Origin of the sequence: Burkholderia lata (genome assembly GCF_902499025.1) — a bacterium.
Taxonomy (GTDB): domain Bacteria; phylum Pseudomonadota; class Gammaproteobacteria; order Burkholderiales; family Burkholderiaceae; genus Burkholderia; species Burkholderia lata_C.
Map to the genome: position 1 here is coordinate 228,549 of NZ_CABVPW010000002.1, position 14,046 is coordinate 242,594.

10 protein-coding genes are annotated in these 14,046 nt (G+C 60.9%); 4 read left to right on the forward strand and 6 right to left on the reverse strand.

Annotation, left to right across the window (positions count from 1 at the left end):
• Positions 1-84 precede the first annotated feature (84 nt).
• Positions 85-459 (reverse strand): nuclear transport factor 2 family protein, encoded by a 375-nt coding sequence (locus BDI24065_RS02625; protein WP_175029890.1) that lies wholly within the window; start codon positions 457-459, stop codon positions 85-87.
• A gap of 103 nt (positions 460-562) precedes the next feature.
• Between BDI24065_RS02625 and BDI24065_RS02630 the strand changes: the two genes are divergently transcribed.
• Positions 563-1,549, forward strand: a complete 987-nt coding sequence (locus BDI24065_RS02630) for a LysR family transcriptional regulator (RefSeq protein WP_175029891.1) — start codon at positions 563-565, stop codon at positions 1,547-1,549.
• Positions 1,550-1,634: 85 nt separating this feature from the next.
• On the opposite strand, the gene BDI24065_RS02635 is transcribed toward BDI24065_RS02630, so the two are convergent.
• The 5 genes from BDI24065_RS02635 to BDI24065_RS02655 form a co-directional block, all read right to left on the reverse strand.
• The gene (locus tag BDI24065_RS02635; RefSeq protein ID WP_175029721.1) at positions 1,635-2,552 is read right to left on the reverse strand and encodes a hypothetical protein; all 918 of its coding nucleotides are present in this window, start codon (positions 2,550-2,552) and stop codon (positions 1,635-1,637) included.
• A 25-nt stretch (positions 2,553-2,577) separates the two neighbouring features.
• Complete coding sequence (locus BDI24065_RS02640; protein ID WP_175029892.1) at positions 2,578-3,615, reverse strand: SEL1-like repeat protein; 1,038 nt, start codon at positions 3,613-3,615, stop codon at positions 2,578-2,580.
• 73 nt (positions 3,616-3,688) lie between these two features.
• On the reverse strand, positions 3,689-4,999 hold the full coding sequence (locus BDI24065_RS02645; RefSeq protein ID WP_175029893.1) for an SEL1-like repeat protein: 1,311 nt from the start codon (positions 4,997-4,999) through the stop codon (positions 3,689-3,691).
• Positions 5,000-5,002: 3 nt separating this feature from the next.
• Positions 5,003-7,018 (reverse strand): phospholipase D-like domain-containing protein, encoded by a 2,016-nt coding sequence (locus BDI24065_RS02650; RefSeq protein ID WP_175029894.1) that lies wholly within the window; start codon positions 7,016-7,018, stop codon positions 5,003-5,005.
• 3 nt (positions 7,019-7,021) lie between these two features.
• Positions 7,022-9,868: a type VI secretion system Vgr family protein gene (locus BDI24065_RS02655; RefSeq protein WP_175029895.1), complete on the reverse strand. Its 2,847-nt coding sequence runs from the start codon at positions 9,866-9,868 to the stop codon at positions 7,022-7,024.
• Positions 9,869-9,983: 115 nt separating this feature from the next.
• Between BDI24065_RS02655 and BDI24065_RS02660 the strand changes: the two genes are divergently transcribed.
• The 3 genes from BDI24065_RS02660 (at position 9,984) to BDI24065_RS02670 (ending at position 13,773) form a co-directional block, all read left to right on the forward strand.
• Positions 9,984-10,292: a hypothetical protein gene (locus BDI24065_RS02660; protein ID WP_175029896.1), complete on the forward strand. Its 309-nt coding sequence runs from the start codon at positions 9,984-9,986 to the stop codon at positions 10,290-10,292.
• Between the two features lie 241 nt (positions 10,293-10,533).
• Positions 10,534-11,292 (forward strand): hypothetical protein, encoded by a 759-nt coding sequence (locus tag BDI24065_RS02665; protein ID WP_175029897.1) that lies wholly within the window; start codon positions 10,534-10,536, stop codon positions 11,290-11,292.
• 96 nt (positions 11,293-11,388) lie between these two features.
• The gene (locus tag BDI24065_RS02670) at positions 11,389-13,773 is read left to right on the forward strand and encodes a DNA polymerase II (protein WP_175029898.1); all 2,385 of its coding nucleotides are present in this window, start codon (positions 11,389-11,391) and stop codon (positions 13,771-13,773) included.
• The last annotated feature ends 273 nt before the right edge of the window (positions 13,774-14,046 follow it).

Genomic DNA, 14,046 nt, shown 5'->3' on the forward strand with positions numbered 1-14,046 from the left:
GGGTTTTTTGTTCGCCGGTGTTTGCGTGCATTCTGTCGCGCGCTCACGAATCCGGACATTGATGCGCATCCGCCGCATATCGCGTCAGTCGAACGTACGCACCACGGCGGATGCCTTGGTGGCGATCAGCCAGTTGCCCTCTACCTTATGCATGACGAAGTGATCGTTGAACAGCCTGTTTCCGATCCGCACCCGCACGGTAGCTGTTGAAAGGCCGTCCGAGACATGCGCCATCGACAGGATCGCCTCGTCCCTGGGCGCGCCGGTCGATCGAGGACTCTGCCTCCCGTTGACGAGTGCCCCATACTCCTGCGACGACAGGGTGCGCAATTCGCCTTCATCCACCCACTGAATCCGGCAGCTCGGGTGAAAGATCTTGTCGAAGTCACGGCTCTTCGGCTCATAAGCCAAATTGAAATAATCGTCGATCAAAGCGACGACAGCTTGGGTCTGGGTCATGGCTGGCTTTCCTCGGTAGTGAACGGCTCGTATAGTGAGCGATCCTCCCCGCCCTCGGCTACGGCGACCCGGTTATCGCTGCCATTACAGGAACACATGGATCATGGAAGACCTCGATGGAGGGCTCGTCAGCGGCTTGCTCGTTCTGGCAGCCATCGCCGAATCCGGGAGCTTCGGCCGCGCTGCATCGCGTCTGGGCAAGACGCAGCCGGCGGTCAGTCGCGCGATCCAGCGTCTGGAAGACCGCCTGCGCGCGAAGCTCGTGCATCGCACCAGCCGGCACGTCGAAGTGACGGACGCCGGCCATGCGCTGCTGTCAAAGGTGCTGCCGTTACTCCAGGGGATAGAAGAGGCAACCGCCGGCGCCTCTCACCAGACCTCGACAGTCAACGGAACGCTTCGTGTGGCGTGCGATGCCGTGTTCGCCCGCCTCGTGCTCGCGCCGGAGCTGGCCCAGTTCATGAAGGACCACCCTGCGCTTCACGTGAAGCTGGAGACCCGGAACGACCTCCCGGACCTGATCAGCGACGGATTCGATCTCGCCATCCGGTTCGGACCGCCAACCGTTTCAACGCTGGTCTGCCGCAGGCTGTACAGTCCGCGGGTTCTGACCGTGGCCGCGCCGTCCTACCTGGAGCAACGCGGTCGGCCGAGGTCGCCGCAGGATCTGGTCGACGATGGCCATGAATGCATCCTGGCCATCGACCCGGCTACCGGCAGGCCCTTCGATTGGGAGTTCTGGCGTGGCAACGAGAAAGTGAAGGTGGCCGTCAACGGGAAGCTGACGCTCACGGAAGCAGGAACCAAAATCGGTGCCTGCCTTGCAGGCTACGGGATCGCTCAGGTGATCGACCTCGGGATCGACACCCACCTGCGGGCCGGCACGCTGGAGCCGGTTCTGACGGACTGGTGCGACGAGACGTTCCCGCTTTACGTCTACTACCCCAGCCGGAACCACGTGCCGGCCAAGGTCAGGGCGTTCATCGACTTTGTTGTCGGCATGATGCCGGGGCTGCGGTCGAAGGGCGATGATGCTGGCGCTGGCCGGCAGCCGTCAGCGGCGGTGCTCGAAACGTTGCGTCGCGAGTAGCCTTCTTCTTTCCGTCGCGTGCGCTTGTGCCCGCGGGAAGCCGTTCCCGTCGTTCAGCCTCGAATACGTGTCGCAGGCATTGCTGCTACGGCGACGGCATGCCCCGCGGGGTTTCAACCGTGTCGCGGCTCACGGACGCGTAGAACACGCGGAACCACACCCAACAAGCCACAAAGGCTCCGCCAAGAACAACGATCGCCATCATTCCGGACAACACGCCCGCCCCCAGCATGCCGCCAAGCAACTGCACCGCCAAATAGAACACCACCGAGGTGGATGCCATCGCCGCGAGCGACGCGCCCAGCAAACGCCAGCCGTGCAGTCGAACGAGATCACGAGGCAGGCCAAGCTTCGCTCCCGCGAAGACCAGAGCTGCGGGAACCGCAACCGCGCCGACGTAGCCAACCATCATGTGCACGAGGTCGTCGTCAAAATAGTCGAGCAACATCGGCACCGTCGTCGTCATCAAGAGCAGACATACGCTGGCGAACAGCCACGCCGCGAGACCGGCAATGTACCGCGCTGCGCGACCTCGTGGCGCCTCGGGTAACGCATCGTTGCTGAACATGCGCGTGACAAGCCACCACGCAAACCAGGCTACGAGCGCATAAAGAGCGGCACTCACCGGCGCGATGAGGTTCACGACGACCGTCAGATGGGTGCCATTTCTGGCCACACTCAGCACCACCGCCTGGATGATGAATATCTGTGCGATCTGCCAGACCAGCAGGCATAACGCATAGCTCGCGAGCAGCCTCGCGGGGCGACGGAACGCAAGCTGATCACGATGCTCCCCGTGCCATCGAACGATCAGATAAACCAGGCCGGTTCGAAGCACCAGGTTCTCGACGAAACTGGCCAGTTGCAACGCCAGCATCTGGGTGTCTAGCGAGAACCTCGTCAACTGCACGTAGAGGCCGGACAGAAACAGCACCGTGATGATGAACGCTGCGACGAGTGCCGCCGCACCGGGTAACGAGACGGGGCGGGTGGGTGAATTCATGTGGACTCCGGAGTCGATGAGGTAATCAGCCGTGCGGTACCGGGCTTCCGGGAAGCGGTAGTCCGGTCGAGGGATCGAGATGCTTGGCTTTTGCCAATTCTTTGATGAGTTCGTCCGAGGGTTTCGTGGGCGGTGTGGCGGCGTCTTGTTCCTTTTGCCACTGGAATGTGCCGTCCCATGGGAGAAGCTTCGCGGGCGGTAGTGGAGCGATCTTGTCGAGGTCGGGAACCTTGGGGTTACGGCCGTCGTTGTCTCTCAGAAACGCTCCAATCCGCTCATAGCGACGGCTTCGCTCCGCATCCGGCTGTTCGCCCAGTGCATATAGCGGACTCCTCCCTGCCTTCACGTCAAATGATTCTTCAAGAAGCAGTGCAGACTGACTACTTCCTGCAGCGACGCTGATTTGAAATGCTTTGGCCGCATCACTGAATTTCTTGTCGGTCTGAAGACTCACGCCAAGGTAGTTCGCCGCCTCGGCATGACCTTGCTCCGCTGCACATTGAAACATCTGACGGGCGATGTCGGGCGCCGCGTCGGCTGGATCAAGCAAGTTCGCAACGTAATATTGAGCATCGGCGTTGCCCAGATCAGCCGCTTTACGAATATACCGGCGCGCGGCATCTTCATCGCGCTGGAGGCCATAGCCGTTCAGCAGGTAGTGGCCAATATCGTAATAGCCGCTAGCGACACCCGCCGTGATCAACTGCTCTGCAAGATCGACACTCTCCTTCTCGGCGTCAGGTGACGACGCTGCCCCGGACGAAATCAGAATTTGTAGATTGTGATTAGCCTTGTAATGCCCGAGCGCTGCTGCAATCCGGTAGTAGCGAGCGACGTCGTTGAGATCTTTCCGCCCTTCTTTTTTCTCAAGATACCGGGCGTATTGAAATAATTTATCCGCCTCCGGATCGAGAGGGGGCAGATGATCGACCTCGTGCACGCAGGTGAAGGCTAGATTCAGACGTACCGCGCTCACATCAGGTAACGGATTCGCGGCATTTTCGCTCTTCGAGCAAGCTGCCAACAGACACGAAATCAGGAGGACGATACGCGTTCTACGCATGATTGATCGAGCCTGTTTCGCGTGGCCGCAATCGCATGAGCGATTGGCCACGCGGCATGGGTGAATGAGTCGATCAAGCCTGATCAAGGTACGCCACAAGTTCCCACGAAACCTGTTCGACGTGCTGGCGCGTACCCATCATGCTGTCGAGCACCGCCAGCTTTCTCGGTTCATGCACGACGACGGAAGGCAACGCGTCTCCCTTGAGGAACCGACGCTGCGCGTCGCCAACCTGGCCGGTAGTAAGTTTCGCGCACCATACGCCGTCTTCCGGACAAGGTTGGCCGGTGCGCGCAACCGCACCCAACGGCACGCGGGATGCGACGTTTTCCGGTTGCTCGGCCTGTGACGTCTTGTCTGCCGATCCCGGAAGCGGCAACCCGGTCGCGGGATCGAGATGCTTCGCCTTCGCCATCTCGTTGATGAACTCATCCGACGGCTTCTGGGGCGGCGTAGCTGCGTCTTGCTCCTTCTGCCATTGGAATGTGCCGTCCCATTGAGGAAGTTTCGCGGGCGGCAATGGAACGATCTTGTCGATATCGGGAACCTTGGGGTTCCTGGTTTCATTATCGGTCAGGAATTTCCAGATAGCTTCGTAGCGCTTTGATCGCTCGGCGTCCTCCGAGAGGCCCAAGTAATAGAGTTCGTCTTTAGGTGACGAAGAAACAAATCCATTTTTTAAATATGAGGCCGAGGTTATATCCCCAGCTCGTACGCCCGACTGAAATGTTTTCACTGCAAGTTGATAATTTTCCTTCTCCTGAAGATTAATTCCGAGCACTCCGGCAGCTTCGCCATAGCCTTGATCGGTGGCGCACTGTCGCATCTGCCGAGCGATATCGGGAGCCCGATCATGCGGCGCAAGCTGCTCAGCGACGTAGGTTTGGGCCTCAGGATTCCCCAAGTCGGCCGCCTTCCTGAAATACCGCAAGGCCATCTCGGCGTCTTGCTTTAACCCATAGCCAACTTCAAGATAGTGGCCGATGTCGTAATAGCCACCAGGAACGCCATCATTGACTAATTTTTTTGCAAGCTCAATGGTTTCCTTTGCACCGTCCGGGGAATTGGCCATTCCTTGAGAAATCAATTTCTGCGCATTGGCATTAGCTTTATAGTGACCATACGCTGCAGCTATTCGATAGTACCGAGCGATCTCATTGAAATCCTTTGGACCATCAAGTTTCTGCACATACCGCCCATACTGAAACAACTGATCTGCCTTCGGATCAAGTGGTGCAAGGTGTTCGGCTTCATGGGAGCACGTGAATGAAAGATTGGCCCGTACGGCCGACATATCGGGTAGATTCGATTCCACAGAGTCTTCCTTCGGGGTGCACGCGCACGCCAGCAACACGACTGCATAAATTGAAAGCAACTTTCTCATTTTTCAGTCTTTGTAGGTACGTTCGTTTGACATGCGCATGAAACGAACGATCGAAGCGTATGGGGATTTAACGCCACCATCCTGGCGATCCGCATTCTTCTTAATAATATCGGTCCATGTGGTAAAAGCCGCAGCCGGAGCATCCTGCGCACCCTCCTTATTTGTATGCAGGCTCCACAACTGCCGGCGTAGCCTCTTGGTCACGTCACCATTCTCATGACAGATATTGAGTTCGCTATCCGCCTCCATGCTACGTGTGTTGATGTTCGCCGAACCCAGTGTCGTAAACACATCGTCGATCGTCATCAATTTTGCATGAACGTAGACGGGCACCCAGTTGCCCGGCGGGGAATCCGGAGCCACGAGTGTACAGACATGAACCTTGAGGCCATCGTATTCCTTGTTCAGAACAGGCTGCGGCGCACTCTTCATTTGCGATGCAATCGATTCCCGTTGCTGCTTCAGTTGCTCGATTCTCGCCTTCGCATCGGCAACCCGCTTTGCCGAGTCGGGCGAGTCGACGATGCCTTGCACTTCGAACGCCCCAAGCAACGCCTGGTTTGCCTGCGACTGCTGATCCACAACCGCCGCCATCTGATTCTTCAAGTCGGCCTGGCGAGCGTCCTCTTGCTCTAACGTCGCGACACCCGGAATGCTCTGCGCCTTCCCCAACGCGTTCAGCATCCGGTAAGTATTGACGGTCCCGGTTCCGACTGCCTCTTCACCCGAATTCGTGATGGCGAACAGATACAGCGGGCCATCCTTGGTGACGTTGCGTCCCCAAGTGACGTGCTTGGAAGCGACCGCTTTGATCGCATTCGCAAGCGGTGGCCATCGAAAATATTGATTCTGGATAAAAACGTGTTGCGTTGCGTTGTTCACTGCCTGCAGATAAAGCTTCTCGATGTCACGTCGCCCCTTCTGGGACTGTGTGCGCACGATCTGGGCCATCATCGGCGTATCACCGCCCGGATCGTATCGAACCTTGAGGCGATTCTTAAGACCATCCCGTGCCTTGCCAAGACCTTGGCCGGTGGCATCGTCCCATGCCTGGCAGAAGTTCGCATTCAGATACTGCAATACCGGACCGGTCACATAGCTGGAGATGTCCTGCCATGGACTTGGACCATTTCGCCCGGTCGAAGGCGTCTTTGGCTTGTAACTGTGATCATCCGTATCCCAATACTGATCGAGCATGTTATGTCCCATCACAAAGCCGACGGCATTCTCCGGGTCCTCATAATCGACAAGCACCATCTTTTGGTGATGTGTCGGAATTCCCGCACCCATGCCAACACTGTTCATCGCCTTGGTTTCGAGGTCACGGTCCTTGTCTTTCCCATGCCAGAAAGTACGCCATGCAATCTCCGCCCGATTGGCGGGACTGAAACCCCGAGTGGCGAAGTCGACATTCTTTAGCGCGTGGTCTTTGTAGTACAGCGCACGCGCTTTTTCATAGGCCAGTTTCGCCACGGGCTTCAGGGGCATCACGGGCGACACCAGTGAATGGCTTGTTACGTTATTCAAGTCAGCGCGCCAATACCATTCCGCGTCGAATTTTCTTTCTTCATCAGTTTGATAGTCACGGGACAACATCGTGCTCCGGCGATAGGTGTCGTCAGATATATGTTGCTTCAACCCGGTCACCACGTCGTAGCCCGGCATGTTGTTCTCACCCAATTCGGTGAGGTACAACGGGTCCCGCCAACACAGCAATCGGATCTTGACGCCTTTCTGCCCCTTCTGCTCAAGCAGCTCTCCGATCCGAAGTGATTTGCCGTCGCGCTTGAAATACATGGACGGCTGAAATCCCCAGCAAATGATGTCGATGGTGTGCTGTGCTTTCATGAGCACATCGTAGAGCATCTCAAATGCTTCTTTACCGTTTACCAAGGGCCTGAATGTCGCTTGCTTCGCCGCGTATTCGGTAAATTGCAGAAACCATGGCAACGTCGCCGTCGCGTTCGACGTGTGATTCAGAGCCAGCGGCGTAGTGAAGGTATTGTTCGGCATTGCCATGAGCTATGCGTCCGAAGAAGGGTTAAGCAGATCGTTGTACTGTTGTCGGTGGACGGCCCGATCGGGAGCGGCTTCGTCGTCGGGCGCACTCTCAAGGAACTGAAACCCCTGATTGGCGAGCTTCCCATTCGCCGCATCCCGATACTCCCCCGGCACCGGAATCTCGTGCTTTACGCCGTTCGCCATCTCCAGCGTGTACTTCTGCGTGGTGACCTGGTGATCGATCGGCAACTGCCCCGTCTTGTCGAACACGCCCTGCTTGACCAGCGCTCCGTCTGCGTAAAGCTTGTACGGCATGCCCACCGGAACGACACTGGTCGCGGACGGCGACGCCATCGTATTCAGCATCAGCCGTCGCGTCGGCAGATCCTTGAATGCGGGATTGGTCACATCCATGCTCGTCGGACCGCTGAACGCATGCTGCGCCCCCTTGACGTCGATCTTGCCGGGCGCATGAATCTCGATGTCGCCGCCTTTGAGCCGGATGTACGCACCGCCCGACGTCAGCAGGATCTCCTGCTGTGCCGATGCCTGAATCTTCTCGGTCACGGACGCCAGCAACAGCGACTTCTGCGCCGTCACTTCGACATTGTCCGCGTGGGTCTGAACCTCGATCTTCCCCTTCGCCGCAAACAGCTTCATCCCGGCGTTCTGCACGAACAGGCTCAGTTTCTCCGTAATGCTGGCGACGAGCGACTTGCCGGTCGCAACGTGCGTGCTTTGCCCGCTGACGATATTGACGTGCTGATCGGCTGCAACGTGCGTCGACTTCTGCGTCGACAGGCCGATGCCTGCGGGCGCGGCAACCAGGATCACGGGCTGCTTGAACGCGCCGGCGTCGCCCGTCCCTCCACCGGCGGTCACACCGCCACCACCCGTCGCACCCGACTCGTTGTGCTGCGCCGCATCCGCAAACGCCTTGAAGGTGTCGTGGCCATCCTTCAGGCTTTCCGCCTTCGACGTTTCGCTTGCCTGCGACAGGCCATCGAGGATATTCGCCGAGCCGTTCAATTGACGCGTCGCCAACGTCGTATCGAGCGGCTGACTGGCGACCGGGTGCGTCGTGACGAACAGCCCTCGCCCGGCCCGCAGCGCACCGTAGGCGTCCGAACTCAGATCGAAACCTTTACCCAGGTAGCTGCCCCGTGCGTTGTCGCTCTGGTCGATCAGGTAGCCCAGATGCAACGCGGCATTCGTGCTGCTGCTATACAGGTGCACGCGGTTCTGGCCCGTCGAGTCGTCCATGACCATCTGGTTGTACCCGTCCCCGGAGAATTCACGGGACCGGTAACCCGACAGCAGGGCGTTCGAATGCCATCGCGGCTTCGCGCCCCCGTTGTACACCCGGTGTAGCGCAATCGGACGATCGATGTCGTTCCCAATATGGCCAATCAGCAGTTCCTCGCCCGCGCGCGGCATGTGAACGCCGCCGTACCCGTCGCCGGTATCGGATTGCGCGACACGCACCCAGCACGAAGCGCGCTCGTCGCCTTCGTTGTGCCGATCCCAGATGAACAGCACCTTGATCCGGTTCAGGTCGTCGGTATATGCCTGCTCCCCCTTCGGACCGGCAACAATCGCCGATTCGAGCTTCGCTTCGGGTTTCCGGTGTTCGAGTGGGCTGTGATACGGAACCGACGTGCGTTGCGCTTCGATGGCCACTCGATAGAAGCCCGTCGAGCCATCGGCATGCGACACGGCGAACACCTTGTCCGTGTCGTCCGCATCGGCCTGCTTCACTGCCTGATAGAGGCTATGCGGGTAATTCGCTTCGTGCCCGGAAAGCGGAACGTTGTTGACGATGATCCACTCGACCTCGATCACCGCGAACTCCCGATGGTCAGCCGCGTCCTGATCATGCTCGGGATGTCCGGTCAGCGTGAATCGCCGCCCCGCATCGATGCGGCGCACCCCGCCGACACCGTCGTAGCGCTTGGCCTGCGACTCCCATTCCTCCATGCGGATCTTGCTGAGATGGTCGCCACGCTCCTGTTCGGGGTACGTATAACCGCCCGTGTATTCATACACCTCGGCCTGCGACGGGAGGTCGCCCTGATTGGCCATCGTGGGAACCGACGTCGCCTTCGGATTGGCTGGCGTGGCCGGATTCTTGTAGTCGAACGTTCGCGTCGACAGCAGGACGGACTGCAACGACCGGGTTCCTGCCCACTGCGTAAACGCGTCCACTTCGCCATGAACGCTCGCGCGGGAAAATTCGACCGTTGCCGGCGCAAGCGGCTCGAGCGTCTGAAGTCGATCGGTAATCACCAGCGTATGGGATTTGCCGTCCTGCGCCTGTTTCCAGATGCCGTACAGGCCCTCGGATTCGAGAAGCCGATGCACGAAATTCCAGTCGGTTTCGTCCTGACGGCAGTAGGAGCGTGAAGGCAGCGGTTGCGACAATTCAAAGCGATACATCCCGCGTGCCTGCGGATGATCGTTGAATACATCGGCAATGATCGCGTCGACGCTTTTGTCTTGCCAGTGGCGCTGGTCGCGGCGGAATTTCAGAAAATGCAGCCACGACGAGAAACTGAGCTGGTAACACGCGAGGCCACCGTCCACGCCGAGTTTTCTCGCGGTATGAACGTAGCCGTGGTGAGGAAGATAGGTCTTGTCGGTCTGCTGGATCCACAGCGTGATCGGCTGCGAAATCAGTGTCTTGAGCTGGACATCGTTCGACGTCGACACGCAGTCGATCATGAACAGGTAATCTCGACCGATGCGGGACTGCCCAACTACCCGGTGGGGGATCAGAACATTGCTGCCAAGCGGGGTATCAAGCTTGAGAAGTCGCTCCTGCTGAGCCAGCCCTCCCGTGATCGCCGCAATCATGCCGTGCGCATCCATAGCGCCTCTCTCAGAATTATGTTGTTCTTGGTTCGCGATTCTACGAATGACGATTCTGTGACGTCAATCGGGTGGAATTCAAATAATTGAAAACTGTAATTATTCATTCATCCATATGAATGGCTTTAGTAATTTAACCCTGCTGCTCCGAACATCCCATTCGCACCTGTATCCCGGCAGCACGGTGACGCTTGGCAATGACGCGCCGCACCATGCGACGCCGCATCCCGCCGTCATCGAATTCGCGGACGGATCCGGCGCCACCGCCACGCTTTCCCGCGTCGACGACAAAGCGCTCGAACTCGCCGTCGACGAATACGTCACGCAGAAGCGCCACAAGGTCAGCGCGCGCCGCTGGCTGCTGCGGCCTGTCGATACCACGCGCACGGCATGGCGTGTCGCCGAGCGGCTAGCCGCCGCCTGACGTTCGCTCCGCACGACGCCCGCCAACTGCGATGCTCGCCCCCTGCGCCCTGTTATGATCGTTCGCCTCGCGTCCCCTGTCGGCCCCTCGCAGAAGAGGTGACCGAACAGCCTCCCCATCGGCGCGAGCACCGGCAGCACCCAAGAAAAGCAACCGAGAGACGACGGGACCCCACGCGTACCCGCCACATCGTTCCGATCCGGCCGTGCGGACTTCCGGTCCGCCATCAGGAGACATCGCCATGAATTTCAACCTGCGTGTCGGGCGTACCTGGGATACCCAGATCGCCGCCATTCGCGACGCCGTTACCGAAGACACCAACCTGATTCGCTACGACAACACGTCGTACCGGATCTGCTCGAACGCGTTGCCGCCTTCCTTCACGATCAGCGTGCTCCCCAGCACCGTCAGCCCGCCGCTCGTGCTGAACATGCGCACGCGCGACCTGTACGTCGAGCTGATTGGCGGCCATCCGTTCGAGAACTACTCGCACAACCTCGACAGGATGCCGTTCGAAGCAACCGCCACCAGCGGCGGCGACGCGGAGCGCGGCTTCTCGCTCGACAGCGCGATTCGCGGCCTGCTGCGCACACAGGGCGGCGACAAACGCATGCTCAGGCCCGACGACCGCTTCCTCGCGCAATCGCTCGTCGTGTTCTGCGTGGCCGAATCGCTGCGGTTCGACAAGATCGCGACCGAACTCGGACAGTTCTTCCGGTCGTCTTACGACCCGAACCATCCGGAAATCGGCAATTTCCTGAAAGGGGCAGCGCGGATCCGGTACCTGCAATCGTGGCTGCAGATGGCGAAGAACTGGGAAAAAACGACCAAGGACGTCTTCGACGGCATCCCCGACAAGATGCGCGAGATCGTCGTCCAGCCGCGCAGCCGGTTGTCCCCGGCCGACCGGCAAGCGTCCGCGCGCGTCGACTTCGCCAGGTTCGGCGACGTGACGCGGTCCATCGCGCCGGGCATGCGGGTACTGATGCGGCCGTCGTGATACGGTGACGTCGTGACGCTCTCGCGGCCGGCGCCTGCGGATCGCCCGCCCAAGCGCTAAAATCCGCCGCCTGAGCATCCACGACGAGCAAGCGTTTTGACGGCGTTCGAGCAGGGCTTCATCCTTACCCGCCACTGGCGGGACACCGCATCCGGCATCGAGATCGAGTTCTGGCTGGCAACCGAACACGGTCCGCGCCGCGTGCGGTTGCGCCCGCAGGAAGCCGTCGCCTTCATTCCGGCCGAACAGCAGGCGCTCGCCGAACGCGCGCTGGCCGGCGAGCGCGAGGCCGAGTTGCGCCCGCTCGCGCTGCGCGACTTCCGGCAGCGCCCGGTGGTCGGCCTCTATTGCAAGCGCTATCGCCATCTGTCCGGGCTGCAGAAGCGCCTGGCGGCCGCCGGCGTCGACGTCTACGAAGCCGACGTGCAGCCGCCCGACCGCTACGCGATGGAGCGCTTCATCACGGCGTGCGTGCAGTTTCGCGGACAGCCCGATCGCGACGGCACGCTGACCGGCGCCGAACTGAAAACCGCGACCGGCTATCGCCCGGCGCTGCGCTGCGTGTCGCTCGACATCGAAACCAGCGTCCACGGCGAGCTGTATTCGATCGCGCTCGAAGGCTGCGGACAACGGCAGGTCTACATGCTCGGCCCGCCGAACGGAGAAGACAGCGACGCAGCAGGCGCGATCGACTTCCGTCTCGACTACTGCGACAGCCGGCCCGCGATGCTCGCGCGGCTCAACGAATGGTTCGACGAGCACGATCCCGATGCGGTGATCGGCTGGAACCTCGTGCAGTTCGACCTGCGCATCCTGCATACGCATTCGGAGCAATACGGCATCCCGCTGAAGCTCGGGCGCGGCGGCAGCGTGCTCGACTGGCGCGCGCACGGCCAGCAGCCCGACCACTTCTTCGCGGGCGCGGCCGGCCGGCTGATCCTCGACGGCATCGACATGCTGAAATCCGCGACGTGGACGTTCCCGTCGTTCAGCCTCGAATACGTGTCGCAGGCGCTGCTCGGCGAAGGCAAGTCGATCGACAATCCGTATCAGCGGATGGACGAGATCCAGCGCCGCTTCGATCACGACAAGCCGGCGCTCGCGCGCTACAACCTGAAGGACTGCGAGCTCGTCACGCGCATCTTCGACAAGGCCGACCTGCTGTCCTTCGCGCTCGAACGCGCGAGCGTCACGGGCCTCGCGGCCGATCGCACCGGCGGGTCGGTCGCGGCGTTCACGCACCTGTACCTGCCGCGCATGCACCGGCTCGGCTATGTCGCGCCGAACCTCGGCGACGTGACGGGGCAGAACAGCCCCGGCGGCTTCGTGATGGATTCGCGCCCGGGGCTGTACGACTCGGTGCTCGTGTTCGACTACAAGAGCCTCTATCCGTCGATCATCCGCACGTTCCTGATCGATCCGGTCGGGCTGATCGAAGGGCTCGCGAATCCCGGCGACGACGCATCGGTGCCCGGCTTCCTCGGCGCGCGTTTCTCGCGCACCGCGCACTGCCTGCCCGATGTCGTGCGCCACGTATGGGAAGGCCGCGACGACGCGAAGCGGCAGCGCAACGCACCGCTGTCGCAGGCGCTGAAGATCATCATGAATTCGTTCTACGGCGTGCTCGGCTCAACGGGCTGCCGTTTCTTCGACCCGCGCCTCGCGTCGTCGATCACGATGCGCGGGCACGAGATCATGCACCGCACGCGCGAGCTGATCGAAGCTCAGGGTTACGAAGTGATCTACGGCGATACCGATTCGACGTTCGTGTGGCTCGGGCGCGCGCACGACGACGACGAAGCCGGCACCAAGGGCCGCGCGCTCGTCGAGCACGTGAACCGCTGGTGGCAGGCGCACCTGCGCGACCGCTTCGGGCTCGAGAGTGCGCTGGAGCTGCAATACGAGCGGCACTACCGCCGCTTCCTGATGCCGACCGTGCGCGGCGCGGAGGAAGGCAGCAAGAAGCGTTACGCGGGCCTCGCGGCGGCCGCCGACGGCGGCGAGGATCTCGTCTTCAAGGGGCTCGAAACGGTGCGCACCGACTGGACGCCGCTCGCGCAGCAGTTCCAGCGCGAGTTGTACCGGCGCGTGTTCAGCCGCGAGCCGTACCAGGATTTCATCCGCGACACCGTGCGGCGCACGCTGGCCGGCGAATTCGACGACCAGCTCGTCTACCGCAAGCGCGTGCGCCGGCCGCTGCGCGAGTACGAGCGCAACGTGCCGCCGCACGTGCGCGCGGCGCGGATGGCCGACGAGTTCAACCTCGCGCAGGGCCGGCCGCTGCAGTATCAGCGCGGCGGCTGGATCAGCTACGTGATGACGACGGCCGGCCCCGAGCCGCTCGAAACCATGCGCTCGCCGATCGACTATGCGTTCTACCTGAGCCGTCAGTTGCAGCCGGTGGCCGACGCGATCCTGCCGTTCCTGCGCGACGATTTCGAGCGCGTGATCTCCGGGCAGGGGCAGCTGTTCGGCGACTGACGGAACGCCATCCGGCCTGTCCGGTTGCGCGTACAACCGATTCCCGTCACGCAGCGCATCGCGCACTCGCGATCGGCCTGCCGATTCGTCGCGTCCGCATCGATCGGCATTCTGACGCCCCGGCACGCCGCACGATAAGTAAAACCGATTGCCCCGGTCGGAAATCCGACTTGGACGCCGCGCGCGCCGCAGCGCACAATTCCGGGCATCGCAATCGAATGAAACCCTGATCCTTCGTACCCGAGTTTCCGTGGCACCCGCCGTCCCCCCAAC

What these genes read in the sequence shown, in the direction of transcription:
- BDI24065_RS02635 (WP_175029721.1), bottom strand. Translation starts at nt 2,552, where the DNA reads ATGAATTCACCCACCCGCCCCGTCTCGTTACCCGGTGCGGCGGCACTC.
- BDI24065_RS02625 (WP_175029890.1), bottom strand. Translation starts at nt 459, where the DNA reads ATGACCCAGACCCAAGCTGTCGTCGCTTTGATCGACGATTATTTCAAT.
- BDI24065_RS02630 (WP_175029891.1), top strand. Translation starts at nt 563, where the DNA reads ATGGAAGACCTCGATGGAGGGCTCGTCAGCGGCTTGCTCGTTCTGGCA.
- BDI24065_RS02645 (WP_175029893.1), bottom strand. Translation starts at nt 4,999, where the DNA reads ATGAGAAAGTTGCTTTCAATTTATGCAGTCGTGTTGCTGGCGTGCGCG.
- BDI24065_RS02655 (WP_175029895.1), bottom strand. Translation starts at nt 9,868, where the DNA reads ATGGATGCGCACGGCATGATTGCGGCGATCACGGGAGGGCTGGCTCAG.
- BDI24065_RS02660 (WP_175029896.1), top strand. Translation starts at nt 9,984, where the DNA reads ATGAATGGCTTTAGTAATTTAACCCTGCTGCTCCGAACATCCCATTCG.
- BDI24065_RS02650 (WP_175029894.1), bottom strand. Translation starts at nt 7,018, where the DNA reads ATGGCAATGCCGAACAATACCTTCACTACGCCGCTGGCTCTGAATCAC.
- BDI24065_RS02665 (WP_175029897.1), top strand. Translation starts at nt 10,534, where the DNA reads ATGAATTTCAACCTGCGTGTCGGGCGTACCTGGGATACCCAGATCGCC.
- BDI24065_RS02640 (WP_175029892.1), bottom strand. Translation starts at nt 3,615, where the DNA reads ATGCGTAGAACGCGTATCGTCCTCCTGATTTCGTGTCTGTTGGCAGCT.